This is a genomic window from Ruegeria sp. HKCCA5839 (assembly GCF_013035585.1).
In the GTDB taxonomy this organism is placed as follows: Bacteria; Pseudomonadota; Alphaproteobacteria; order Rhodobacterales; family Rhodobacteraceae; genus Ruegeria.
On sequence record NZ_WQIE01000001.1, the window covers coordinates 806,703 to 830,280 of the forward strand.

23 protein-coding genes and 1 tRNA gene are annotated in these 23,578 nt (G+C 57.5%); 10 read left to right on the forward strand and 14 right to left on the reverse strand.

What is annotated here, in order from left to right:
• The first annotated feature begins 68 nt into the window (after positions 1-68).
• Positions 69-1,889 (forward strand): M3 family oligoendopeptidase, encoded by a 1,821-nt coding sequence (locus GOV38_RS03920; protein ID WP_171207687.1) that lies wholly within the window; start codon positions 69-71, stop codon positions 1,887-1,889.
• Positions 1,886-2,371 (forward strand): GNAT family N-acetyltransferase, encoded by a 486-nt coding sequence (locus tag GOV38_RS03925; protein WP_171207688.1) that lies wholly within the window; start codon positions 1,886-1,888, stop codon positions 2,369-2,371. Before GOV38_RS03920 ends, GOV38_RS03925 begins: the two co-directional genes overlap by 4 nt.
• A gap of 2 nt (positions 2,372-2,373) precedes the next feature.
• On the opposite strand, the gene GOV38_RS03930 is transcribed toward GOV38_RS03925, so the two are convergent.
• The 5 genes from GOV38_RS03930 to GOV38_RS03950 form a co-directional block, all read right to left on the reverse strand.
• Positions 2,374-3,270: a DMT family transporter gene (locus tag GOV38_RS03930; protein ID WP_171207689.1), complete on the reverse strand. Its 897-nt coding sequence runs from the start codon at positions 3,268-3,270 to the stop codon at positions 2,374-2,376.
• Positions 3,271-3,281: 11 nt separating this feature from the next.
• A complete protein-coding gene (locus GOV38_RS03935; RefSeq protein ID WP_171207690.1) occupies positions 3,282-3,551 on the reverse strand; it encodes a DksA/TraR family C4-type zinc finger protein in 270 nt (89 codons plus the stop codon).
• A 64-nt stretch (positions 3,552-3,615) separates the two neighbouring features.
• Positions 3,616-4,590 carry a Gfo/Idh/MocA family protein gene (locus GOV38_RS03940; RefSeq protein WP_171207691.1) on the reverse strand — a complete coding sequence of 325 codons (975 nt, stop codon included), beginning with the start codon at positions 4,588-4,590 and terminating at the stop codon, positions 3,616-3,618.
• A 140-nt stretch (positions 4,591-4,730) separates the two neighbouring features.
• A complete protein-coding gene (rpoH, locus tag GOV38_RS03945; protein WP_171098456.1) occupies positions 4,731-5,627 on the reverse strand; it encodes an RNA polymerase sigma factor RpoH in 897 nt (298 codons plus the stop codon).
• A 152-nt stretch (positions 5,628-5,779) separates the two neighbouring features.
• Entirely contained in the window at positions 5,780-6,808 is a 1,029-nt protein-coding gene (locus tag GOV38_RS03950) for an RluA family pseudouridine synthase (protein ID WP_171207692.1), read from the reverse strand.
• Between GOV38_RS03950 and GOV38_RS03955 the strand changes: the two genes are divergently transcribed.
• A complete protein-coding gene (locus GOV38_RS03955; protein WP_171207693.1) occupies positions 6,807-7,109 on the forward strand; it encodes a DUF6476 family protein in 303 nt (100 codons plus the stop codon). The two genes, GOV38_RS03950 and GOV38_RS03955, sit on opposite strands and share 2 nt — an antisense overlap.
• On the opposite strand, the gene GOV38_RS03960 is transcribed toward GOV38_RS03955, so the two are convergent.
• From GOV38_RS03960 to GOV38_RS03985, 6 genes are all read right to left on the reverse strand, one after another.
• Positions 7,106-8,098, reverse strand: coding sequence for a hypothetical protein (locus GOV38_RS03960; protein WP_171207694.1), 993 nt, complete (start codon positions 8,096-8,098; stop codon positions 7,106-7,108). The genes GOV38_RS03955 and GOV38_RS03960 overlap by 4 nt on opposite strands.
• A gap of 34 nt (positions 8,099-8,132) precedes the next feature.
• Entirely contained in the window at positions 8,133-9,125 is a 993-nt protein-coding gene (locus tag GOV38_RS03965) for a glycosyltransferase family 2 protein (protein WP_171207695.1), read from the reverse strand.
• A gap of 73 nt (positions 9,126-9,198) precedes the next feature.
• Positions 9,199-11,196 carry a hypothetical protein gene (locus GOV38_RS03970; protein WP_171207696.1) on the reverse strand — a complete coding sequence of 666 codons (1,998 nt, stop codon included), beginning with the start codon at positions 11,194-11,196 and terminating at the stop codon, positions 9,199-9,201.
• Positions 11,193-12,140, reverse strand: a complete 948-nt coding sequence (locus GOV38_RS03975; RefSeq protein WP_171207697.1) for a hypothetical protein — start codon at positions 12,138-12,140, stop codon at positions 11,193-11,195. The genes GOV38_RS03970 and GOV38_RS03975 overlap by 4 nt, the downstream gene beginning before the upstream one ends.
• Positions 12,141-12,145: 5 nt before the next feature.
• Entirely contained in the window at positions 12,146-13,129 is a 984-nt protein-coding gene (locus GOV38_RS03980; RefSeq protein ID WP_171207698.1) for a glycosyltransferase family 2 protein, read from the reverse strand.
• Between the two features lie 393 nt (positions 13,130-13,522).
• Positions 13,523-13,609: transfer RNA gene (locus GOV38_RS03985), tRNA-Leu, on the reverse strand.
• A 143-nt stretch (positions 13,610-13,752) separates the two neighbouring features.
• On the opposite strand from GOV38_RS03985, the gene GOV38_RS03990 reads away from it, so the two are divergent.
• Together GOV38_RS03990 and lipB are read left to right on the forward strand one after the other, a co-directional pair.
• Positions 13,753-14,412 carry a DsbA family oxidoreductase gene (locus GOV38_RS03990; protein WP_171207699.1) on the forward strand — a complete coding sequence of 220 codons (660 nt, stop codon included), beginning with the start codon at positions 13,753-13,755 and terminating at the stop codon, positions 14,410-14,412.
• A 39-nt stretch (positions 14,413-14,451) separates the two neighbouring features.
• A complete protein-coding gene (gene lipB / locus GOV38_RS03995; protein ID WP_171098427.1) occupies positions 14,452-15,102 on the forward strand; it encodes a lipoyl(octanoyl) transferase LipB in 651 nt (216 codons plus the stop codon).
• 381 nt (positions 15,103-15,483) lie between these two features.
• On the opposite strand, the gene GOV38_RS04000 is transcribed toward lipB, so the two are convergent.
• Entirely contained in the window at positions 15,484-15,903 is a 420-nt protein-coding gene (locus GOV38_RS04000) for an HIT family protein (protein ID WP_171207700.1), read from the reverse strand.
• A gap of 278 nt (positions 15,904-16,181) precedes the next feature.
• Between GOV38_RS04000 and ctaD the strand changes: the two genes are divergently transcribed.
• From ctaD to GOV38_RS04015, 3 genes are all read left to right on the forward strand, one after another.
• A complete protein-coding gene (gene ctaD / locus GOV38_RS04005) occupies positions 16,182-17,840 on the forward strand; it encodes a cytochrome c oxidase subunit I (protein WP_171098423.1) in 1,659 nt (552 codons plus the stop codon).
• A gap of 125 nt (positions 17,841-17,965) precedes the next feature.
• Entirely contained in the window at positions 17,966-18,565 is a 600-nt protein-coding gene (locus GOV38_RS04010) for a 2-hydroxychromene-2-carboxylate isomerase (protein ID WP_171098421.1), read from the forward strand.
• 46 nt (positions 18,566-18,611) lie between these two features.
• A complete protein-coding gene (locus GOV38_RS04015) occupies positions 18,612-19,103 on the forward strand; it encodes a DUF2244 domain-containing protein (RefSeq protein WP_171207701.1) in 492 nt (163 codons plus the stop codon).
• A 1-nt stretch (position 19,104) separates the two neighbouring features.
• On the opposite strand, the gene GOV38_RS04020 is transcribed toward GOV38_RS04015, so the two are convergent.
• Positions 19,105-19,590 carry a GatB/YqeY domain-containing protein gene (locus GOV38_RS04020; protein WP_171098417.1) on the reverse strand — a complete coding sequence of 162 codons (486 nt, stop codon included), beginning with the start codon at positions 19,588-19,590 and terminating at the stop codon, positions 19,105-19,107.
• A 184-nt stretch (positions 19,591-19,774) separates the two neighbouring features.
• Here GOV38_RS04020 and carA point away from each other — a divergent pair, with 184 nt between their 5' ends.
• Entirely contained in the window at positions 19,775-20,941 is a 1,167-nt protein-coding gene (gene carA / locus GOV38_RS04025) for a glutamine-hydrolyzing carbamoyl-phosphate synthase small subunit (protein WP_171207702.1), read from the forward strand.
• An 80-nt stretch (positions 20,942-21,021) separates the two neighbouring features.
• A complete protein-coding gene (locus GOV38_RS04030; RefSeq protein WP_171207703.1) occupies positions 21,022-22,893 on the forward strand; it encodes a glycosyltransferase in 1,872 nt (623 codons plus the stop codon).
• A gap of 2 nt (positions 22,894-22,895) precedes the next feature.
• On the opposite strand, the gene GOV38_RS04035 is transcribed toward GOV38_RS04030, so the two are convergent.
• On the reverse strand, positions 22,896-23,543 hold the full coding sequence (locus tag GOV38_RS04035) for a GntR family transcriptional regulator (RefSeq protein WP_171128966.1): 648 nt from the start codon (positions 23,541-23,543) through the stop codon (positions 22,896-22,898).
• Positions 23,544-23,578: the final 35 nt, after the last annotated feature.

Sequence of the window (23,578 nt, forward strand, 5' to 3'; positions counted from 1 at the left end):
TCACACCGCTTGTGATCTGCAGCTCGCGCGCCTAGATGTTGGCAAAAGATGCTAATCCGAGGTGATCCATGCGCGACCTTCCCTTTCCTGTCCGTGACGCAAATGCCGGTGGCGGCTCTGACAATCTGGGCAATCTGCCGGAATGGGATCTGACCGATCTCTATACGTCGGAAGACGCGCCCGAACTGTCGCGCGATCTGGATTGGCTGGAACAGGAATGCGCCGCTTTTGCCGCGGATTACGAAGGCAAGCTGGCGGAACTGGACGCCGCAGGTTTGCTGACCTGCGTGACGCGCAATGAAAAGATCAATGGCATCGCCGGGCGCATCATGTCCTTTGCGGGGCTGCGATACTATCAGCTGACCACCGATGCTGACCGCGCCAAATTCCTGTCGGACATGCAGGAAAAGATCACCGTTTTCACCACGCCGCTGGTTTTCTACACACTGGAGATCAACCGCATCGACGATGACGCACTCAAGGCGCATTTCGACGCCAATGCTGATCTGGCCCGGTATGAGCCCGTATTCCGCCGCATCCGTGCGATGAAACCCTATCAGCTGTCGGATGAGCTTGAGAAATTTCTGCACGATCTGGGTGTTGTCGGTGACGCGTGGGAGCGTTTGTTCGACGAAACGATCGCGGGTCTGAGTTTCACGGTGGACGGCCAAGAGCTGAATATCGAAGGCACGCTGAACCTGCTGACCGAACAGGATCGCGCCAAGCGCGAGGCCGCCGCGCGCGAGTTGGCCAGCGTCTTTCAGGACAACATCAAGACCTTCGCCCGGGTGCACAACACCCAGGCCAAGGAAAAGGAAATCGTTGATCGCTGGCGCAACATGCCGACCGCGCAGACCGGTCGTCATTTGTCAAACGATGTCGAACCCGAAGTGGTCGAAGCACTGCGCGAGGCCGTTGTCGCAGCCTATCCCAAGCTGAGCCATCGGTATTACGAGTTGAAGCGCAAATGGCTGGGTCTGGATGTGATGCAGGTCTGGGACCGCAACGCGCCCTTGCCGATGGAAGACACCCGCATTGTGGGCTGGGACGAGGCCGAGAAAACGGTCATGGACGCCTATACCGCGTTTGACCCGCGCATGGGCGAGCTTGCAGCGCCGTTCTTCTCGAAAGGTTGGATCGACGCCGCCGTCAAGCCCGGCAAGGCGCCGGGTGCCTTTGCCCATCCCACCGTCACCGATGTGCACCCCTATGTGATGCTCAACTATCTGGGCAAGCCGCGTGACGTGATGACCCTGGCGCATGAGCTGGGCCACGGCGTGCATCAGGTGCTGGCCGCCGGCCAAGGTGAGATGCTGTCCTCGACCCCTCTGACCCTGGCCGAAACCGCCTCGGTCTTTGGCGAGATGCTGACCTTCCGCAAGATGCTGGATCAGGCTGAGACACCGGAGCAGCGCAAGGTGCTGCTGGCGGGCAAGGTCGAGGATATGATCAACACCGTCGTGCGCCAAATCGCGTTTTACGATTTCGAATGCAAACTGCACGCCGCCCGGCGTGAGGGCGAGTTGACCCCCGATGACATCAACGCGCTGTGGATGAGCGTTCAGGCCGAAAGCCTTGGCCCGGCATTTGAATTCATGGAAGGGTACGAGACCTTCTGGGCCTATATACCCCACTTCGTCCACTCGCCCTTCTATGTCTATGCCTATGCCTTCGGCGACGGGTTGGTGAACGCGCTCTATTCGGTCTACGTGGCCGGAGCGGAAGGGTTCGAAGACAAATATTTCGACATGTTGCGCGCGGGCGGGTCCATGCACCACTCCGAACTGCTGGCCCCCTTCGGCCTGGATGCCAGCGACCCCAAATTCTGGGACAAAGGCCTGTCGATGATCTCGGGCTTTATTGACGAGTTGGAAGCGTTGGAGGGGTGATCACCCTCCACCCGCTGGACCGTAACAACGCGGATCAGGTCGCGGACATCCGACTGCGCCCTGATCAGTTGAAATTCGCTGGCACAGTGGCCGAAGCTCTGGCCGAACCAGCGGATCGGTTCGATCTGCATCAGATTAACGCCAAAGGGCGTGCCGTTGGGATCTTCAAGATCGACCGCGCCTATGGCACCGACTACCCGTTCGCAGCGGAAAAGGATTTGGGCTTGCGCGCCGTTATCCTGGACCATCGGGTTCAAGGCAAAGGCTATGGGACCGCCGCGATGCAGGCGCTCAGGGCCTATTTGCCGAGGCTCTACCCGCAGGCCGAAACCATATTTCTGACGGTCAACCTTGCAAACCCCGCGGCCATTGCGGTCTATCGCAAAGCAGGGTTTGTCGACACTGGCGAAATTTGGCCGCACGGCGATGCGGGCCCGCAGCATATTCTGTCGCTTGCGTTGTGGGCGCAGGCACGATGCTGAACTCAACCGTTGGTTTTCTTTAGGGAAGTCAAAAAGATCGCGCCGACAATTAAAGCAGCGCCAATGATTTCAAGCAATGTGATTGTTGCCCCAAGAAAGATTGCGGAATTGACAAACGTAAAAACAACAGAGGCCGCAAAAAGAAGTGTTGCGGTCAGGGTTGAGACCCGCGCTGCGGCCTCGTACCAGAAATAATAGGCCATCGCAGTGGGCAGAATGCCCAGCAGAAACAGGAAGACCCAATCCTCAGCAGACGGCGCTTTCAGCGAGAATGCCGCGAGGGGCATCAGCAAGATGCCCGAACACAGGAATATCCCAAACAGAAAATTGAGCCGCTCGGTCGTGGTCTGAGAGGATTGCATCGCCCGACTGCTGGTGATCAGAAAGACCGCCCAACTCAGACCTGCTCCAATTTCCAGAAGGTCCCCGAACAAAGGATCTCCTCCGCCTTCGATATCCCGAAAGACTGTGAGGAAGACACCGAAAATGGCCAAAGCCGTCGCCAGAACCTCGGTTCTACCGACAGAGGCATTGGCGAAGAAATACAGAAAGACCAGCACAAAGAAAGGCGCGGTGTTTTCCAGCACCATCGCGTTCGCCGCACCCGTATATTCCAGCCCGATGTGAAACAGGATGTAGTTCACAACGGTTGCCAGAACAGCCAATCGAAAGTTCCAATCCCGAAGCTTAACCGACGGACGCGCGCGCATCAGACGCAGCATTCCATAGATCGCAAGCGCTGCAATGAACAAACGCATAACAGCAATCTGCAAGCCGCCGAGATCACTTGTCAGAAACCGTACGATGACGCTGTGTGTGCCCCACAGAAAGGCCGCCAGGAAGCCAAACACCAATCCGCTCTGCATCCAATGCATGGGCTTGTGCTTGGTCTCGCGCATCTACAACTGGCCTATTTCAACTGACTGTCTTTCGACCCGCGCCGATTGATGCCCCCGCGCGTTTTGAAACTGCTGTCTCGATCCTCCTGACAATCGAGGCACAGCTTTACACCAGGCAGCGCTTGCCTGCGTTTTTCTGGGATCGGTTCTTCGCATTCGGCGCAATGGGTCAGGCTTTCGCCCACAGGTCGCTTTTGCGCCTGCATGCGCGCAAGCTCATCGCTGATTGAGGCCTCGATCTGTTCGCTTACCGCACCATCACGTGCCCAGCCACCAGCCATGATCCCTCTCCTGATTGGGTGGGCAACAGGTTAGCCCTGCGCCCGCCCTTTTGGCAATATCGGGTCAGAGCGTTTCGGAGTTGGCAAACACCTGATCGATCATGGCTTGGGTCCCGCGCGAAAACTCCAACGGGCACGGATAGTCAACGCCGTCGCGCACGGACCGGCAAAAGGCCTCGACCTGCAGCTTGTAGTGATCATCGCCGGGGAACCGGGTGATTTGCACTTCCAGGCCTGGACGATGCAGCTCAACCCGAGCCTCACCAAAGACGCGGGCATTGAACGGGGCGGTCAGGCGGATCACCCCGCCCTCTCCATGGAACTCCATCCATTGATTGGGATGCAGCCGGGTGGAGACATAGCTGGAATACGTAAACCCGGGGAAGCGTGCGTTGATCTCGGTAAAGACGTCGACGCCGTTTTCCCACCGGATCTGAGAGCGCACGGTCTCGGGCTCTTGCCCGGTGACAAAGCGCGTGGACCCGATCACATAGACCCCGATATCACGCAGCCCGCCGCCGCCGGTTTCGGCGCGGTTGCGGATATTTGTCGTGTCTTCACGATTGTCGAACGAAAACGCGCCGTTGACGTGCACGAGTTTACCAATCGCACCATCCTGCACCAGTTTGCGGGCCAGTTGCCATTGCGGGTGATGTACGATCATATAGGCTTCGGCCGCCAACAGGCCGGTCTCATCACGCATCGCGATCAACTGGTCGAACTCTTCGGCCCGCATCGTCATCGGCTTTTCGCACAGCACATGCTTGCCCGCTTGCAGCGCCTTCAAGCTCCATTCCACGTGCAAATGGTTGGGCAACGGGACATAAACCGCATCAATCTGCGGGTCGGCAAGCAGCGCGTCATAGCTGTCATGAACGTTCAGATCCGGGCAGAACTCTTGAAACGGAGCCGCCTTGGCCTGATCGGATGTGGCAAGTGCCGCAAGGCGGGCACCGTTTGCTGCGTGGATGGCAGGTCCCATGTACTGACGCGCGAATTTTGCGGCCCCCAGAATGCCCCACTGAACCGGTTTCTGCATCTTTCTCCTCCCACGACCTGTTAGCGCCACCAACTTGGTCACCCCTATCACCGCGCAACCGGCCTGTCATGTCACTGATCGCAAATACCAAACAAAAAAGACCGGCCGCATGGACCGGTCTTTTACAAGCTTTGGGTTGGTCAGTGCTGGCCCAGCATTCCCTTTTCGCGAGCCAATTCGCGCATCTTTTTCTGCAGTTTTTCAAACGCGCGCACTTCGATCTGTCGAATGCGTTCGCGGCTGACATTGTATTGCGTGCTCAGCTCTTCCAGAGTGACGGCCTGATCCATCAGACGGCGCTGGGTCAGAATGTCTTTTTCCCGGTCATTCAGGACGTCAAGCGCTGCGGTCAACAGCTCGCGCCGCGCTTCCAGCTCGTCGCGGGCCTCATAATCCCCGGCCTGGTCGGCATCTTCGTCTTCCAGCCAATCCTGCCATTGCATCGTGCCTTCGCCTTCAGAGCCAACCGTGGCGTTCAACGAGGCATCGCCACCAGACATCCGACGGTTCATGCTGATCACCTCTTCTTCGGTGACCCCCAAATCGGTGGCGATCTTGGCTACGTTGTCGGGGTGCAAATCGCCTTCTTCCAACGCGCCAATCCGGGCTTTGGCCTTGCGCAGATTGAAGAACAGCTTTTTCTGCGCCGAGGTGGTGCCAAGTTTCACCAAAGACCATGACCGCAGGATATATTCCTGGATCGAGGCGCGGATCCACCACATGGCATAGGTCGCCAGACGGAAGCCTTTTTCGGGGTCAAAGCGTTTCACGGCCTGCATCAGGCCCACATTCGCCTCCGAGATTACTTCGGCCTGTGGCAAGCCATAACCGCGATAGCCCATGGCAATCTTGGCCGCCAAGCGCAGATGCGACGTGACCATCTTATGGGCGGCCGCCGTGTCTTGTTCCTCAACCCAACGCTTGGCCAGCATGTATTCCTCTTCCGGCTCAAGCAGCGGGAATTTGCGGATTTCCTGCATATAACGGTTCAGACCGCCTTCAGGCGTTGGTGCGGGAAGATTTTTGTAATTTGACATGTGTTACTGCCCCCTGGACATATGTTTAAGCCCTTAACATGGCATATGGGAACCGATACCGGATCATTCAAGAGGATCTGCTAGCAGTTTGAAATTAACGGTTGATAAAGGAAAGCTAAGAAATTCGAAATCACCGTGTTTTGCGGTTTGTGTCATTCCCCGCGCAAGTGTTGTAATAATTTATCCATGTCAGAGGGCAATTTGGCTTCAAACCGAAGCTTTTCACCCGAAATCGGGTGTTCGAACCCCAAAACTGCCGCATGCAAAGCCTGGCGCGGAAAGCCACGCACCTCCTCGGCTGTTGCCGCATCAAAGGCCCGTGCGGGCAGTTTTCGCTTGCCGCCGTAAACCGGATCCCCCACCAGACCGTGGCCCGCATGGGCCATGTGAACCCGAATCTGATGGGTCCTGCCGGTTTCCAGCCAGCATTCGATCAACGCGACTGAGGCCGGATCGCCAAAGCTCTCAACCACCCGAGCGCGGGTGACCGCGTGACGACCACCGTGAAACAGCACCGCCTGTTTTTGGCGGTCGGTCTTGTGCCGCGCCAGTTGCGTGGTCAGGCGCAGGATGTTGCCGGGCTCGAAACTGACCCCTTTAACCCCGCGCAGGCGCGGGTCACCCGCGTCGGGCACACCATAGCACAGCGCTCGGTAATACCGCTCAACACTGTGAGCTTCGAACTGTGCAGCAAGCCCGTGATGCGCGGCATCCGATTTGGCAACCACCAGCAGACCGCTGGTTTCCTTGTCGATGCGATGCACAATTCCGGGGCGCTTTACGCCGCCCACACCCGACAGCTCTGATCCGCAATGGTGCAGCAGCGCGTTCACCAATGTCCCGCTGGGTGAGCCCGGCGCAGGATGCACCACCATGCCAGCGGGTTTGTTGAGCACAATCACATCCGCGTCTTCATAGATGACATCAAGCGGGATATCTTCGGGGCCGATATGGCTGTCTTCGGCCTCGGCCAATGTGATTGCCACATGCGCGCCCTCGATGGGTTTGGCCTTTGGGTCTTTGACCACGGACCCTTCCACCTGTACCGCCCCCTCTTCGATCAGGCGCGCTAGCCGCGTGCGCGACAAGGCGGCGCTGTCTGGAACATCCCGCGAAAGCGCCTTATCAAGGCGAGGCGGCGGCGCAGCCGCGATGTGAAACTCTATCAGGCGGGTGCCCATGACTGTCCCTTCCGACCCTCAGGAACCGCAGGAAACGCCTCAGCTGCGATTGCTGCGGCGAATGGTCATGCTGTTGACCGCGGTGATGATTGGCGGGGTTCTAGTGACCTTTGCGTTGATTGTCATCCGCTTATCGGATCGCACCCCCACCCTGCCCGATCAGATCGAATTGCCCGATGGCGCCAAGGCCCAGGCTGTCACCATCGGCAACAATTGGTATGCGGTCGTGACCGATGACAGCCGCATCCTGATCTTTGACAAGACAACCGGACGGCTGCGGCAGGAGATCCCGGTAGACTAACCCTGCGTCCCGCTTTCCAGCGCCAGCCGAAACACGATCTCAGAGGCGCGGCGCAGTGCCTCTGTTTCTTCCGGCGTATCGCGCCGGAACTGAGTGGCGGCTTCATCCAGTTCGGTCGGGGCGAACAACGTCGCACGCTCAGGAAAGAACTCGGTTTGAAACTCTGCATCATGTTCGGCCAGATACCCGTCCAGCCATTCGCGTTCCGAGGGCTCAAGCACATCATGGCGACGATAAAGCGTCGGATCTTCCAACACACTGCGCCGCAACTGACGGCTTTTCTGCCGTCCCATAGCCCGGCTGACGATCCCGAACGCTTCGCTGGCGGGGCGTGACAAAGACGGATTTGAAGGGCTGTCGGTGGACAGCGTGTCGGGGATCGGAACCGATATTCGGGTCAGAAAGTCGTCAATGACATTGCCGTTCACCATCTCGGCCCGATCATAGAGCATGGGCACAACCTCAACATCAGGAAACGCAGCCCGAACGCGGCGCGCTGCGCCGGTGAACGTATAGGTCTGAGGCGCGTCCTCGATGGCTTTCAAACGCTGCCGGATATAGGCTGTCCCACCCGGCGCCAAACGCCCGTTTTTGGCGCGCTGCTTGTAATCGGCCTCGAAGAAATCCGAGTATCTGCGACAGTAAAACGTCACCCGCATTTCATCTTTGGGAATGTCCGCAAAGATGCGCGCCAACTCGGTCATGTCGACCGAATAGAACATCTCGGACGAAACCAGACAGGTGCCTTCGCGATACTGGGTGTATTCCCCCGCCATCGCTTCTTTTATTTCCGCCACCGCTTCACCGCTGCCGTTGAGGTCAAAGGCAATCATGTTGTGACTAATTTTCGGACGGCGATCGCTCTCGCGCTTGCGACCTGCATGCATGTATCGCAGCCCGCCCTGGCTTAGCGCCTTTTCGTTGCCTCGGATGAACCCCTGCAACGCCGTGGTGCCGGTTTTGGGCATGCCTATGTGAAGCCATAACATCGCTTTTCCTCAGTCACATCAGCGGCGTGGCCCCTTAAGGGGCCGCCGCCGGATCCCCCAGCATCTGCCGCATCAGATCCTGCATGTCGGGCACCTGCCGCAGCTCGGCGATTTTCTCGCGATGCAGCGCGCAACAGGCCTTGTGCAGTCGCGCCGTTTCGGGATCGGACATCAACGCGTCGAACCGGGCCTGCTTGCGCGGCGCAATGGCGTCGATTGATCGGTCCTCGACAAAATTGCGGTTCATGATGTTCCAGTATTCCAGACCCAGGCTTTCCCCCAGATGATGCGCCCGCCCGCGCATCTTTTTCACCAGATAACTTTCACAGGATTTCAGCGCATAATGGTTCAGCTGCACAAGCTCATACCCCACGGAGTCGCGCGCCGACCGCCAACTGGCCTCGTAATAGCGGTCGGGCATCAGCTGACCCGATCCGTTATACCAATGGCAGTCTTCCATCGTTTCAACGGTTGGGCGCTTGGGGCGGTGCACACCGATGGCATCCCAAAGCTCGCGCTTGAACAGGGTCTTGAACCCCCAGGCTTGAGACGGCCTTGGGCTGAACTCTTTCGCCGCCATGCGGAACTGATCCGACAGAAACCCGTCCTGATATTCCACGACGCCCGCATTGCCGAACAAGCGCCAGGTCATCGAGATTGTCTTGGCCTTTGGAATGGCTTGGGTCAGCGCCCGCAGCGTATTGTCGCCGGTCTTGACGTTGATCAGCTCATCCGCGTCGATCACGACCACCCAATCCTGCGGGCGGGCGTATTCGCGTTTGAGAAAGGTTCTATAAGCGCGCTTCTGCGGGCTGGTTGGGCGGCTAGAGTTGTTGTCCACATGGATCAAGACCCCCCGCTCGTCCAAACGTTTTAACAGCGCGTCGGTGCCATCGGTGCAGTCATTGGTCATAACAACCATCTTATCAATGCCCACAGCCTGATTATGGGCCACCCATTCCAGCACAAACGGGCCCTCGTTCTTCATCGGTGTCACACTGACAAAACGCGGTTCATTGTCGCTCATGTTATTCACCTCGACTTCCTGTTCCCAGTATCGGCCAATTGTCTTGGCCTGTGGTGGGGTCTGCTCTTGTTGCTTATCGTTCTGCACGTTTCAGCTGATTTGCAAACCGTTTATACGGTGGAAACAGCTCATGCGCGCGGCGCAAGTAGCGGCGCGCTTTGTTTTTCTTGCCCCGTTTCAGCAAAATCTGTCCCGCCATCCCTTGAATTGCCGCCGTCGATTCATCCAGATCTGCAGCGTTGATGATCTGGTTTTCACCCAGTTCAGTTGCCCCAGCACGCTCGAGCAAACGGCCCATGGCAAAGACCAAGAACGGGTTTTCAGGATCACAAGCCAAGGCATCGGCCATCGACAGCCGGGCCTGAGCATAGTCACCGTCCGCTTCATAAAGATCAGACAGTCGTTTGTGGTACAAAGGGTTTTCACTTTGGCCCGCAACAATTGCTTTGGTTTCGTCAATCGCGTCGCCGCGCGAGACCTGCCCCAAATGCACATCAAGAAGACTAGCAAAACTGCGCACACGCGGATCGTCATCTGGAATGTCGGTCATGCGTTGCAACCCGGCCTGCAACATCTCAAGCCGTGGTCGATCCCCTGTCAGTCGCCTCGCCTTTTGATCCAGGGACAAATCGGCCCAATCCAAAAGCAAAAGATCGAAATTGCACGGCAGGCGTTTAAGCACCTCTCGCTGAGCGACATGGGCGTTGTAGTTGAACCAGGGACGGCGGATCACTTTCTGCAATGACCAATCTGCTGGTGGCAAAAGACGCAAAGACAGCTGATCGCGATAGAGCAGACGGGACCCAAAAACCAATACATCAGGTCTGATTGGTTTCGCCCAGAACGCACGGGTAAAGTCTTGGCCCGCCCTCCACCTCTTCTTCTGCTCACCAAACAATGCAGCTCTTAGCGCCAAGGCAACCGCGTAATCTTCGGGCCAGAGCTGAGAGCCGGACAAAGCCTGCGTCACATGTTCGTCGGCCTCATCCCATCGTTCGAGATAGAAACAGTTGAGCGATTGCAACAAGGGCAGGAACGCATTGTCGGAACCTACGGCAAGCAACCTGTCCGCTATTTCAAACGCTTCGGCGGCCCGGTCTTTTTCGCCAATTTTATACAGATTGAACAGAATCTTGGCATAGATATGCGCTGCCTCTGATCTGTTCAGAAAACCGTCAGGGCCGTAAGTAACGCGGGCAATCGCGCGGTCGGTCGCCTGATCTATTTCATCCTCTGTCAGAACATCCCGAAACACTTTCCGCTGATTACCCGAGATGCGCGCAGCCGCCATGGAAAAGGCCGAGATATAGGGTGCGATCACCTCATCCGCGCGGGACATGGTGTAAAGCTCGATAAAGTCGCGTTTGGCCCGCGACAGTTGGGACAGATCGGCAATGTCGGACATCTGCATCAGATCCGGGTACCGCTCTCTGAACCGGGCAATCAGTTCGGGTTGATCGGAAAACATGATGGCTGGACGGCCCGGATGCTTGTCCAGATGCGCTTCATATAGCTCCTCGGGCTCGATCTTGGCGGGCCACGTGGTGTGCTTCCAGGGCAAGCCGTTCAGGATATCCCCACGCCGGATGTGATAGGCCGAGACCCCTTTTCCAGACAATGCCGCGTCCGCCTGGTCCATGATGGCGCGCAACTCGGGGGTGAAACCGATTTGATGGATAAACGCGCGGTAGCGCGGGCGGATGGCCTCGATGTCTTCCCAGGGAAACGACAGAACCTCGAAGCCTTCCTCAACCAAAACAGAACGCCCCTCGGCAAGATGGGCCAGCAAACGATCGGGATTTTCGTCGTTGAGGAAGGACCAGATCGGCAGCGCCGTCTGAGTCAGCGCATCAAAAGTGGCACTGTCCAGAAACTGCGCTTTCATCCAGTCTTCGCTGAACAATTCCGACGGTTTTTCGAGCTCGGGCGCATCGCTGCCCTTTGGAAACCAGTTGACGCGATAATCTGTGTCGAAATCTTCGGCCAGGCGGATGCATGTCAGCATCATCAGCAGCCGAGCGCCCAACCGGTCTTTGCGTTGTCCGATAAAGACGCCCCGGTTGCGGCTCATGCGTCATCCCCATCCGGGCCTGCCGCCGTCGCTGCACGACGCAATTGCCGAAACCTTTGGCGCGCGATGCGAACAAGCTGCGGGTGCCGCTCTTGCCCTGCCGCCTCGATCCCCCGCATGTACCAGGGCAAGGTCCTGCGCGCGCGGATCAGGCGGTAATACTCTGCCTCTTCCAATGTCGCGTCCATCGCACCCAGCATGACCGGCTTCAACATATCCAGCTTTCGCAGCATCGGTGCCGCAAAATGGTTGGAAAACCAGGTCTTCAAAAGCACCGTATTGGCGCCCTGCAGCCGCGCCGCATGCATCCGGTCCAACTCGAAAAACGGATCATAAAAGACATAAGCCCGGCCCGCCTGCTCCAATGTCTTGGCCCCATCACCAAGCGGTAAATCCCAATTCTGCACCCGCCCGAAACGATACCGCGTTTCCCAAGGCACCAAACGTTCGTCCAGAGTGGTTTGCGGATTGAACGCAATCACAGTCGATCCCGGCACGAGTGCGGAAAAGGTCAGCGCACCAAACCCGCCCATCGATGCGCCTGCAAAAACCACCTGATCAAACTGCGCGAAAAACCCCGCATCTGCCTTGGCTTGCATGAATGACAGGATCTCGGGATCCCGGAACCAGGCTTTGGTGCGAGCAAAGACCCCCAGATGAGACCAGCCGATATCGCGGAAGAACTTCCACCCCCAGGGCTCGCGCGCAAAGGACAGGTCGTTGACATTGGCAATATTGTCAAAGCTGACCACCAACCGCCGTTTGTCGCGGTGATGAAACAAGATCGAATGCCGGTCGAGCTTCTCGAAAGCGCCGCGCCCCGATCCTCCGGGGTAAAGCTCGACAAACCAGGGTGGCGGCGGGTCGGTCAGGATCCGCTCATACCCAGTCTTGCGTTCGGGGTGCTCGGGTTGGCGCAGGTCCTTGGGCAGGTCTTCATCCATTGCGGTCACACCAGATTGTCGGCCAGCCAGGACCGGAATTCGACCCAATCCGGGCGTGTCTTGATCTCGGAGATCTTGGCGCGATGCCAGTCACAGGCCTGCGCGTGCAATCGCCTCAACTCCACATCCGCCTTGAACTCGGCCAGCATGGGCGCGGCCCGTTCCGCCAAGGGCATAATCGAGCTGTCGCTGATCTTGTTGGCATTCATATCCTGCCAATAGGATTGCCCTTGGTCGACCTTGATATGATTGGTGCGCCCGCGATCTCGCTTGATAAGAAACCCTTCCAGCGACCGCACCGAGTAGTGATGGATACGCCCAAAACTATGGTCAAAATTCCGCCAGGCCCGCCAGCCCACATCGCTTGCAGGATAAAGATTGCCACCGGCATCAGACCAGGCAATCTGCTGCGCGCCCTCTTCATCAAACCCTTTTGGACGATGTGGCCCAAAACGGGTGAATTTGCCGTTGTTGCGGAACAAGGTCTTGAGCCCGTAAGCCCGGCCCGAGTGATAGGGAAACTCTTTATCCCCCAGCGAAAACGCCTGCGTGACCGGTCTGTCTTCGAAACTCACATTGCCCGAGCTGCCAAACAGCCGCCAGGCAAACGAGATCGCATCGACCTGCTGCCCTGCTTTCTGTTCCACAGCCTCGATCAACCCGCCAAAGCTGTTGTCAGCGCAGCGGATATTCCAGAACTCATCCACATCCAGACACAGCAGCCAATCGGCCCGTTTCACCCATTTCTGCCGCCGCGCCCGCCGCAACATCTGGTGCTGCGGGTTGCCCCCCTCACCCACGGCGTTGTCCACATGAGTGGCCACACCCAACGCCTGCAGGCGCCGCGCGATCTCATCGGTGCCGTCCTCGCAGTCATTGGTGAAAATCACGAAGTGGTCGACGCCCAAAGACCGATGATACGCGACCCATTCCAGCATATAGGGGCCTTCGTTCTTCATCGTGGTGAATACGGTAATGGTCTGGGACATGTGCTTTGGTCTGGTTTGCTCTTGAGCCCTTTCTTACACAAGCCCAAGCCAACCCGCGACACCGAACTGCGCATTGTTTGGAAGATGTTGCACTGAGGTGTGTGTAAACCGAGCGAAACTGAATAGACGTGGCTCATGCGCCCTGATATGTCACATTGCCTCTCTAAAGCGCGCGGGTGCAGACCTTGAACTCAAGCGCCCGCCGACTGAGGCGAACAACTCCTTCAGATCGTAGGATTTCTTCAAGCCCACCGCGCTGTTCTGCGATGACGTCTTGCCTGGGCACGTCGTAGTCCAAAACCCTGATCGCTCGCAACGGCCCAAGCGCGCACAGAACTCAGCAAGCATCTGTAATCTTTGATTTGTTAGCGGACTTCACATCAAAATGTGAAATGGTGCGGTCGAGAAGACTCGAACTTCCACGGGTGTTACCCCACAGCGACCTCAACGCTGCGCGTCTACCAATTCCGCCACGACCGCACTGTCATTGACTTGGTAGAGGGGCGTATAGACCGTGTTTTGGGCATTGTGAAGAGGCAAATGCCGAGGTGGTTTGAATTCCTGTCCGGGCTTCATATCTTTAAGGCTCACACCCAAAACAACACCACGTTCAGGACTGTCTCATGTCTTCACCAGATCCCCGCCCGACCTTGCAGGTCGATATCGTCTCGGACGTTGTTTGCCCCTGGTGCATCGTGGGGTTTCGTCAGCTTGATATGGCGTTGCAGCAGGAAGGTGTGTTGGCGCAGTTGCGCTGGCATCCGTTTGAGTTGAACCCGAATTTGGGGCCTGATGGTCAGAACCTGCGCGAACATATCACCGAGAAATATGGCTCGACCCCGGAACAGAGCCAACAGGCGCGCGATCGGTTGACCGCTTTGGGGCAAGAGCTGGGCTTTGCCTTCAATTTCGACGAGGGCAGCCGGATCTATAACACTTTTGCAGCGCATCAATTGTTGGACTGGGCGGAAACCCAAGGGCGGCAACACCCGCTCAAGCTTGCTCTGTTTGACGCCTATTTCACCCGACAACGCGATGTTTCGGACACGGATGTATTGCTGGAGGCGGTCGAGGCTGCCGGGCTCGTCCCCGAAGCAGCGCGCGAAGCCCTGACCTCGGGCGCGCATGTCGCACCGGTGCGCGAAAAACAACAGTTCTGGACCAGCCGTGGTATTTCCGGTGTGCCGTCGATGGTGTTTGGCGGCAACTACTTGCTGACCGGAGCACAGGGTACGGACACCTATGCACAAGTTCTGCAACGTTGCCTGGCCGAAGCGGCCTGAGCCCTTTTCCCGACCTTAAAGACGGTCTATGGACACCCCATGGAATGGAAAACCTCGGATGGTCTGACCGATTATGACGACGCTGTCGCTTTTATGGAGGCACGCGTTGCAGCAATTGCGGCTGGCGAGGCGGATGAGTGTATCTGGTTGCTGGAACATCCCCCGCTTTATACCGCAGGGACCTCGGCCCGGCGCGAAGACCTGACCGACCCGGATCGTTTTCCTGTCTATGAAAGCAAACGCGGTGGCCAGTACACCTATCACGGACCCGGACAACGGGTTGTCTACGTGATGCTGGATGTGGGCAAACGCGGCCACGATGTCCGGCGCTTTGTCAAACAGCTGGAGAATTGGGTGATCTCTGCGTTGGCAGAATTCAACGTGACCGGCGAGATTCGCGAGGGACGCGTGGGCGTCTGGGTTCAACGCAAAGACAAGCCTCTGACTGCCAACGGCCAGCCCGCCGAAGACAAGATCGCAGCCATTGGCATTCGATTGCGTAAATGGGTCAGCTTCCATGGTATCTCGATCAACGTGGAACCTGATCTGGAACATTTCAGCGGAATCGTTCCCTGCGGCATCCAAGACCATGGTGTAACCTCGCTGGTCGATCTGGGCTTACCGGTGACGATGGCAGATGTTGATGTCGCGCTGCAGAGGACATTCGAGACGGTTTTTGGCGACGACTGAGCCTCTGATATGCGTTTGTCGAATCGTCATCTGACGACAGTTTGGTGACAATAGATTGCCCCTGAAACTTCTGTTTCCCGTTTGAGCGTGAAATACCCCAGATTTCCGTAAAATTTAGGGATTTTTCACTTTGCTCCTCACAAATAGCCTCACTCCACGTAATGTGTACTTACCGTTCATGAGTGAGTGGTGTGTTACCGGTGATCGAGGGCAAAACCCAACGAGATCCGAGATGTGTTGTGAGTACGAGTGTGCCGTTCCGACCCCATATCGGAACGGCACTTTTCTTTTACAGGACAGTTTTTCTGCCACGGTCCCGTTGCATTGAGAAACCTGACCTGCGCGCCAACTTGGCAACGAATTTTGGGACGGAGCGAAGCGTTAGTTCAGCGCCGCACGGATTTTCTCGGCATGACTCGCGATGGCGTCCATGTCTCCCATATTTCCAGGTGGGCGCATCGGCAGGCCCTCGTGACGAGGCAAGACATGGAAATGCAGGTGAAAGACCTCCTGCCCGCCTGCGGCTTCGTTGAACTGTTGAATGGTGACCCCATCGGCGCCAAAGGCTGCTTTTGCCGCCAAAGCCATTTTCTGTGTTGTTGCCATGACCGCTGCCAACTGTTCGGGGCTTGCGTCCAGAAGGTTGCGACACGGTGTCTTGGGAATGACCAGCAGATGCCCGTCGGTGCGCGGCATGATGTCCATGAAGGCAAGCGTGTCATCATCTTCGTAAACGCGGGTTGAGGGGATTTCGCCTCGTAGAATCTTGGCAAAGATGTTTTCGGGGTCATATGCGGTCATCGACGATCTCCGGTCGTTCTGTTGCTTCTTTTTCTGAGGTCCATGAAACCCACGGTCAAGGAACAAATACAGAGATGTCGTGCCGTGCTTGAAATCCCACTTCTCCTCCCCAGATTGGAAGGGATCGCAAGCCTGCGGCCCTGCCCCGCGACAATTATTCTTGATTCAGATCAAACTCGACCATTGAAGGTCGCCCCTTCGCAATCTAAAACCACCGGGAAACCCGCGCGCCGGAGAGGTCTGGCTGCGCGGTGTCGTTGCAACAGGAGGCACCCATAATGGCAGACGCAGCCATTCACGGTCATGATCATGAAGACGAGCGCTCGTTCTTTCAGCGCTGGTTCATGTCGACCAACCACAAGGACATCGGGATTCTCTACCTGATCTTCTCGGCGATTGCCGGGTTCATCTCGGTGGCGATGACCGTTTACATGCGGCTTGAGCTGATGCACCCCGGTGTACAGTATATGTGCCTCGAAGGCTTCATGGCCGATCCTTGTACCCCCAACGGACATCTGTGGAACGTGATGATCACTTATCACGGTGTTCTGATGATGTTCTTTGTTGTCATTCCGGCTCTGTTCGGCGGATTTGGCAACTATTTCATGCCGTTGCAGATCGGCGCGCCGGATATGGCGTTCCCGCGGATGAACAACCTGTCCTTCTGGCTTTATGTTGCCGGTACTTCGCTCGGCGTAGCCTCGCTGCTCAGCCCCGGTGGCAATGACCAGCTTGGGTCAGGCGTGGGTTGGGTTCTTTACCCACCGCTTTCGACAACCGAAGGCGGCATGTCCATGGACCTTGCGATTTTCGCCGTGCACGTATCGGGCGCCTCCTCGATCCTCGGCGCGATCAACATGATCACCACTTTCCTGAACATGCGTGCCCCGGGCATGACCTTGTTCAAAGTGCCGCTGTTCAGCTGGTCGATCTTTGTCACATCGTGGCTGATTCTGTTGTCTCTGCCGGTTCTGGCGGGCGCGATCACCATGCTGCTGATGGACCGCAACTTTGGTTTCACCTTCTTTGATCCGGCCGGTGGTGGTGACCCGATCCTGTATCAGCACATCCTGTGGTTCTTCGGCCACCCGGAAGTGTATATCGTGATCCTGCCCGGCTTTGGCATCATCAGCCACGTGATCGCGACCTTCTCGCGCAAGCCGATCTTTGGCTATCTGCCGATGGTCTGGGCGATCATCGCCATCGGCGTGCTGGGCTTTGTCGTGTGGGCGCACCACATGTACACAGTTGGTATGTCGCTGCGTCAGCAGGCCTACTTCATGCTGGCCACGATGGTCATCGCGGTACCCACCGGCGTTAAGGTCTTCTCGTGGATTGCCACCATGTGGGGCGGGTCCATCGAGTTCAAAACTCCGATGCTGTTTGCCTTTGGCTTCCTGTTCCTGTTCACCGTTGGTGGTGTGACCGGTGTGGTTCTGTCGCAGGCCGGTATCGACCGCGCCTATCACGACACCTACTATGTGGTCGCGCACTTCCACTATGTGATGAGCTTGGGGGCCGTGTTTGCGATCTTTGCCGGGGTCTACTTCTACTTCGGCAAGATGACAGGGCGTCAATACTCCGAGTTCTGGGGCAAGATCCACTTCTGGATGTTCTTTATCGGCGCCAACCTGACATTCTTCCCTCAGCATTTCCTGGGCCGTCAGGGCATGCCGCGTCGGTATATCGACTACCCCGAGGCCTTTGCGCAGTGGAACTTTGTATCCTCAATCGGCGCATTTGTGTCCTTCGCCTCGTTCCTGCTGTTCTTCGGCATCGTGTTCTACGCTCTGTTCCGTGGCGCACGTGTGACCCAGAACAACTATTGGAATGAATACGCGGATACGCTGGAATGGACCCTGCCCTCGCCGCCGCCCGAACACACGTTCGAGCAGCTGCCCAAGCAGGAAGACTGGGACAAAGGCCACGCGCACTGATCCCGATCTGACCCAATGGAAACCCCGCCCAAGTGGCGGGGTTTTTTCTTTGCCCGCAATCACGCATTCGCCAATTGCGCGTTTCTGGGCTATGATGGAGCCCCCAACAGAACGGAGGCTCTGGAATGGCTGAGTTCGACTTCTGGTACTCGATCGGCAGCACCTACAGCTTTCTGACGATTTCTCGGCTGGATGAGTGGTGCGCAGAGAACAACGCATCTGTGAATTGGCGACCGTTCAACGTGCGCACCGTAATGACCGCGCAGCAGAACGTTCCCTTCGCGGGTAAACCAGTGAAGTCTGCCTATATGTGGCGCGATATCGAACGGCGGGCGGCAAAGTACCACATTCATGCCAGCCTGCCCGCACCTTACCCGATCTCTGATCTACAACTGGCCAACCAAGTCGCCTTGCTGGGGATGAGCGAAGGCTGGGGTAAGAGCTTTACCCAGACGCTATATCGGCTGTGGTTCGAAGATGGGGTCGAGGCTGGATCCGAGGCCGCTCTGACCGAGGCTCTGCACCGCACGCAACAGGACCCTCGGCTTGTCTTGGCCAGGGCACGCGCTGCAGACATGGAGCAAGCCCTGGTCGAGCAGACCGAAACAGCCGTGAAGCTTGGCGTTTTCGGGGCGCCCAGCTTTGTTGTGCAAGGCGAAGTGTTCTGGGGTGATGATCGGCTGGATGACGCCCTGTCCTGGGCCCGTGTCGGCCATGTGATGTGACGATAAGCCCTTCGACTTTGGCCTGATCTGGTTTATCTCTGCACCCATGCCGTACCATTGGAACACCATGTCTGAAACCGAGCAAGAGCTGCGCCTTTGGCCGCATAACTCTCTGCCGCCACGCGGGGCGATGGGCGTTGTCATGGGTGTGTTTCTGTTTGGCCTGATCCCGGTGCTGGCGATGCTGGGCTCTGCCATATTGTGGGGGTTATTACCGTTCCTGCTGATCACCGTGCTGGGTCTGTGGTTGGCGATCGAGATGAACTATCGCGCGCGCAGCATTTCCGAAGTCCTGACGCTCAGCGGGACGCAGGCGCGTCTGGTCCATCATAATCCGCGCAAAGGTGATCAGATCTGGACTTGCAACCGCTATTGGGCACGGCCCGAGATGCATGCCAAAGGCGGACCGGTCCCGCATTACGTCACCCTCATCGGAGAGGGACGCGAGGTCGAGATCGGAGCGTTTTTATCCGAAGAAGAACGGATCGCTCTTTATGACGAATTGACGGTGAAACTGCGCGACGGGGCCGCGCAGTAGGTCAGCACCCGTTGCTGGACGCGGCGCACAAGTGGTCTTTGACCATCGGGCCGACTTTGCCAAAGTCCATCTGACCGGTGTAGCGCGTTTTCAACTCGCCCATGACCTTGCCCATATCGCGGATTGAGCCCGCGCCCGTGGCCGTGATCGCAGTTTGAATCGCGCTTGAAACCTCGTCTTCATCCAGTTGCTTGGGCAGGAACTCTTCAATCACTTCGACCTCGCGCAATTCACGCTCGGCCAGATCCAGGCGTCCGCCCTCTTCATAGGCACGCGCACTTTCCTTGCGCTGCTTGGTCATTTTACCAAGGATTTCAAGAACCTCCGCATCGCCACACCCTTTGACCTCTTCATTGTCGGATGCCCGCGCAGCAATATCGCGATCCTTGATCGCGGCATTGATCAGGCGAAGCGTCGACAGACGCTCGGCTTCTTTGTCTTTCATAGCTTGCTTTAGGGCTGCAGTTACCCTTGATCGCATGTCCATTTGGTTTGTCCATCCCCATGGCAAAATGAACCCCGACCATATCGAAACAAAAAGGCGGGCACAATGGGAGACGGATATATCTAAGTCATTGTTTTTCAACAATAGCCCAAAATTTGAACAGGCTTGACCCAAAGGCTTATCCCCCTTAGGTATGCGCCGGTTTACCATATAGGAGAGTCGCGCCATGGCCCAGAACGCCCCGTCCAAGCCCACAGCATGTCTGGCTTTGGCAGATGGAACGCTCTTTTACGGAATTGGATTTGGTGCCACAGGCCAGACCGAGGCCGAACTCTGCTTCAACACCGCGATGACCGGGTACCAAGAGATTATGACCGATCCGTCTTATGCGGGCCAGATTGTGACCTTTACCTTCCCGCATATCGGCAATGTCGGCGTAAACCCTGAAGATGACGAGACCGGTGATCCGGTCGCGGACGGTATGGTGGTCAAATGGGATCCGACCGAGCCGTCAAACTGGCGTGCTGCTGAAGAATTGAAGGCTTGGTTGGCAAGGCGCGGGCGGATTGCCATTGGCGGCGTCGACACCCGTCGTCTGACGCGGGCAATCCGGCAGCAAGGCGCACCGCATGTGGCCTTGGCCCACGATCCCGAGGGCAACTTCGACATCGAGGCGCTGGTCGCTGCGGCACGGGGCTTTGCCGGGCTCGAAGGCATGGATCTGGCCAAAGACGTAACCTGCGCCCAAAGCTATCGCTGGGACGAAATGCGGTGGGCCTGGCCCGAGGGCTATCAGCGGCAGGAAGCGCCTGTGCACAAGGTCGTCGCTTTGGATTTCGGCGCCAAGCGCAACATTTTGCGCTGCCTGGCCTCTGCCGGGTGCGACGTAACCGTTCTTCCGGCGACAGCTACGGCGGCCGATGTATTGGCTTATGAGCCCGACGGTGTGTTCCTGTCCAACGGCCCGGGCGATCCGGCGGCAACCGGTGAATACGCGGTACCCATGATCAAAGAGATCTTGGACACAACCGATCTGCCCGTCTTTGGCATCTGTCTGGGGCATCAAATGCTGGCCCTGGCTCTGGGTGGACAGACCGTCAAGATGAACCACGGCCACCATGGCGCAAACCACCCCGTCAAGGATCTGGAAACCGGCAAGGTCGAGATCACCTCGATGAACCATGGCTTTGCAGTGGACGCACAATCTCTGCCCGATGGGGTAGTGGAAACCCACAGGTCGCTGTTTGACGGTTCGAACTGTGGCATCCGCATGTCGGACCGCCCGGTCTATTCCGTGCAATACCACCCCGAGGCTTCGCCCGGACCGCAGGACAGTTTCTACCTGTTCGAACGGTTTGCCGCTGCAATGGCAGCCCGGAAAGAGACAGTCTAACAGCTGATTCGTTTCTGTTAACCCGCTGTTAACCCTAAGTAAGCACCCTGCCGAAGGTTAAACCGGCAGGGTCTTTTTTTATGGTTGAGTTAAATCTCCAGCATCTCGCACGCGCGACCCCGGTCCCGGCCCTGGACAAACGCAAGCCGATCGGTGCCTTTCTGGTCGAACTGGGTGTCATCACACCCGGCCAACTTGCCAAGGCGCTACATTTGCAAACGCGTCTGAAAGCACCCTTGGGTGAAATCCTTGTTGGCGAAGGCTGGGCCGCGCGCGAAGAAGTTATGGCCGCCTTGTCCCATCAAAGCGGGTTGCAGATTGCTGATCTGGAACAGACCCCGGCCGATGCGAACCTGTGCGACGTCATGCCGGTCGGGTTCTGGCTGGAACATAACCTCATACCCTGGATGCGTATGGGCCCCGTTCTGCTGATCGCAACCGCTCGCCCAGACCTGTTCAAAAAGGCGTCCAAAGCGTTGCGCAAAAAGGGACATAGCGTTGCCCCGGTCTTGGCGGACCCAAACCAGATCGAGACGAATATTCGCAGGCTTTATGAAAGAGATCTCGCCCGCAAGGCAGCGGCGCGAGTCAGGCCCGCCCACAGTTGTCGCAACTGGACCGCGCGGTCCCGCATCTGGCCCGTGATTGCACTGGCCGCCCTGGGCGCAGGTTGTTTTTCCCTGCCTCAACTGGGGCTGGCTCTGCTGTTGGGTGCGGCCATTCTGACTCTATGTCTTTTCATGATGTTTAGACTGGTGGGGCTTATGACCTACCTGCTGCGATATGAGCCTGAACCTGAGCCGGAAAAACGACCTTTCATTCGCCTGCCCACCGTATCGATCATGGTCCCGCTTTATAAAGAGCGTGAGATTGCGACGGCCTTAGTCCAACGCCTGTCGCGGGTAACCTATCCCAAAGCACTGCTGGATGTGGTTCTGGTGCTGGAAGAGCGCGACGAGGTTACCCGCGCCACTCTCGGCAACGTTCGGCTCCCAAATTGGATCCGAACGGTCGAGGTGCCCGAGCTGGGTAAGCTAACGACCAAACCGCGCGCGATGAACTATGCGCTTGATTTCTGCCGGGGTGAGATCCTGGGCGTTTGGGACGCCGAGGACGCGCCTGTCCCCAACCAGATCGAAACCGTTGTGCGCCGCTTTGCCCAGGCGTCCGAGGATGTGGTCTGCCTGCAAGGCATGCTCGATTACTACAACCCCCGCACCAATTGGCGGTCGCGCTGTTTTACCATTGAATACAGCAGTTGGTTTCGGGTGATCCTGCCGGGGATCGCCAAGCTTGGGCTGGTAGTACCGTTGGGGGGCACCACATTCTTTTTCAAGCGCGACAAGCTGCTGAAGCTGCGCGGGTGGGATGCTCACAACGTGACCGAGGATGCTGATCTGGGCGTCAGGCTCTGCCGCGCCGGATACCGGACCGAGATTGTGGAAACCACCACCTATGAAGAGGCCAATTTCCGCGCCTGGCCCTGGGTCAAACAGCGTTCACGCTGGCTCAAGGGCTTCATGGTCACCTATCTGGTGCATATGCGGTCACCCAAAAAACTACTGCAAGAGCTTGGTTGGCGCAAATTTCTGGGGGTTCAGGCCTTCTTTTTGGGAACGGTTGGACAGTTTCTTTTGGCCCCAGTGCTTTGGGTGTTTTGGCTTTCGGCTTTGGGGATGGCGCACCCGTTTGAAACAGTTGCAAGCCCCGCTGTGTTGCCGGTGTTTTTCGGGCTGTTTCTTTTGGCCGAATTGACAAACATCGCAGCCGGAGCGTTGGGCGTTGTCGCAGGTCAACGGCGTTTCTTGATCCCTTGGGTGCCCACCATGATCCTTTATTACCCGTTGGGTGTACTGGCCGCCTATAAAGGCCTTTGGGAATTGATGGTAAAACCGTTCTTCTGGGACAAGACGCAACATGGACATGCGTCAGAAGAATCTCCGGTCAGCTGATGCTATTTTTCGCGATCAACCGCATCTTGTTTTAGCCGCGTCATGAAGGCATCCGAAATGTGGTCTTTCAGCGCGCGCGCCGCACCCTCTTCGTCGCGGGCAGCGATGGCATCCACAATGGCCTTGTGCTCTCGCAATGCGATCTCGCCGCGCCCCTGCACCGCCAGCGATGTGGTGGCCATCAGCGCCATACTGCGATGCACCAGATCCAGTTGTTGCACCAGATACCGGTTGTGCGAGGCCAGATGGATCTGTTCATGAAACCGACGGTTCGCCCGTGACAACGCAGGTGGATCCCCTACCAGCGCGGCGTCCTCGGCAACCATATCCTGCAACACTTTGATCTCTTCGGCGGTCGCATGACGCGCGGCCAGCCCGGCGGCCAGCCCTTCCAACTCGCTTCGCACCACGTAAAGCTCGGCCATCTGGTTGTGATCCAGCGAGGCAACGATCAGCGACCGGCCATCGCGTTCCAGCAGCGATTGCGTCTCAAGCCGCTGCAACGCCTCTCGGATCGGGGTGCGCGACACGCCAAACCGTTCTGCCAGCTCGCTTTCGACCAGACGGTCGCCCGGTTTATAGACGCCGACATCAATGGCTTCGAGGATCAAAGCATAGGCGTCCTTGTTGGACTGTCTCGACTGGGGCATCACAACTTCCATTCATTCGTTCGAACCTGTCTATC

What these genes read in the sequence shown, in the direction of transcription:
- GOV38_RS03920 (WP_171207687.1), top strand. Translation starts at nt 69, where the DNA reads ATGCGCGACCTTCCCTTTCCTGTCCGTGACGCAAATGCCGGTGGCGGC.
- GOV38_RS03930 (WP_171207689.1), bottom strand. Translation starts at nt 3,270, where the DNA reads ATGCGCGAGACCAAGCACAAGCCCATGCATTGGATGCAGAGCGGATTG.
- GOV38_RS03935 (WP_171207690.1), bottom strand. Translation starts at nt 3,551, where the DNA reads ATGGCTGGTGGCTGGGCACGTGATGGTGCGGTAAGCGAACAGATCGAG.
- GOV38_RS03940 (WP_171207691.1), bottom strand. Translation starts at nt 4,590, where the DNA reads ATGCAGAAACCGGTTCAGTGGGGCATTCTGGGGGCCGCAAAATTCGCG.
- rpoH (WP_171098456.1), bottom strand. Translation starts at nt 5,627, where the DNA reads ATGTCAAATTACAAAAATCTTCCCGCACCAACGCCTGAAGGCGGTCTG.
- GOV38_RS03955 (WP_171207693.1), top strand. Translation starts at nt 6,807, where the DNA reads ATGACTGTCCCTTCCGACCCTCAGGAACCGCAGGAAACGCCTCAGCTG.
- GOV38_RS03950 (WP_171207692.1), bottom strand. Translation starts at nt 6,808, where the DNA reads ATGGGCACCCGCCTGATAGAGTTTCACATCGCGGCTGCGCCGCCGCCT.
- GOV38_RS03960 (WP_171207694.1), bottom strand. Translation starts at nt 8,098, where the DNA reads ATGTTATGGCTTCACATAGGCATGCCCAAAACCGGCACCACGGCGTTG.
- GOV38_RS03965 (WP_171207695.1), bottom strand. Translation starts at nt 9,125, where the DNA reads ATGAGCGACAATGAACCGCGTTTTGTCAGTGTGACACCGATGAAGAAC.
- GOV38_RS03970 (WP_171207696.1), bottom strand. Translation starts at nt 11,196, where the DNA reads ATGAGCCGCAACCGGGGCGTCTTTATCGGACAACGCAAAGACCGGTTG.
- GOV38_RS03975 (WP_171207697.1), bottom strand. Translation starts at nt 12,140, where the DNA reads ATGGATGAAGACCTGCCCAAGGACCTGCGCCAACCCGAGCACCCCGAA.
- GOV38_RS03980 (WP_171207698.1), bottom strand. Translation starts at nt 13,129, where the DNA reads ATGTCCCAGACCATTACCGTATTCACCACGATGAAGAACGAAGGCCCC.
- GOV38_RS03990 (WP_171207699.1), top strand. Translation starts at nt 13,753, where the DNA reads ATGTCTTCACCAGATCCCCGCCCGACCTTGCAGGTCGATATCGTCTCG.
- lipB (WP_171098427.1), top strand. Translation starts at nt 14,452, where the DNA reads ATGGAATGGAAAACCTCGGATGGTCTGACCGATTATGACGACGCTGTC.
- GOV38_RS04000 (WP_171207700.1), bottom strand. Translation starts at nt 15,903, where the DNA reads ATGACCGCATATGACCCCGAAAACATCTTTGCCAAGATTCTACGAGGC.
- ctaD (WP_171098423.1), top strand. Translation starts at nt 16,182, where the DNA reads ATGGCAGACGCAGCCATTCACGGTCATGATCATGAAGACGAGCGCTCG.
- GOV38_RS04010 (WP_171098421.1), top strand. Translation starts at nt 17,966, where the DNA reads ATGGCTGAGTTCGACTTCTGGTACTCGATCGGCAGCACCTACAGCTTT.
- GOV38_RS04015 (WP_171207701.1), top strand. Translation starts at nt 18,612, where the DNA reads ATGCCGTACCATTGGAACACCATGTCTGAAACCGAGCAAGAGCTGCGC.
- GOV38_RS04020 (WP_171098417.1), bottom strand. Translation starts at nt 19,590, where the DNA reads ATGGACATGCGATCAAGGGTAACTGCAGCCCTAAAGCAAGCTATGAAA.
- carA (WP_171207702.1), top strand. Translation starts at nt 19,775, where the DNA reads ATGGCCCAGAACGCCCCGTCCAAGCCCACAGCATGTCTGGCTTTGGCA.
- GOV38_RS04030 (WP_171207703.1), top strand. Translation starts at nt 21,022, where the DNA reads ATGGTTGAGTTAAATCTCCAGCATCTCGCACGCGCGACCCCGGTCCCG.
- GOV38_RS04035 (WP_171128966.1), bottom strand. Translation starts at nt 23,543, where the DNA reads ATGCCCCAGTCGAGACAGTCCAACAAGGACGCCTATGCTTTGATCCTC.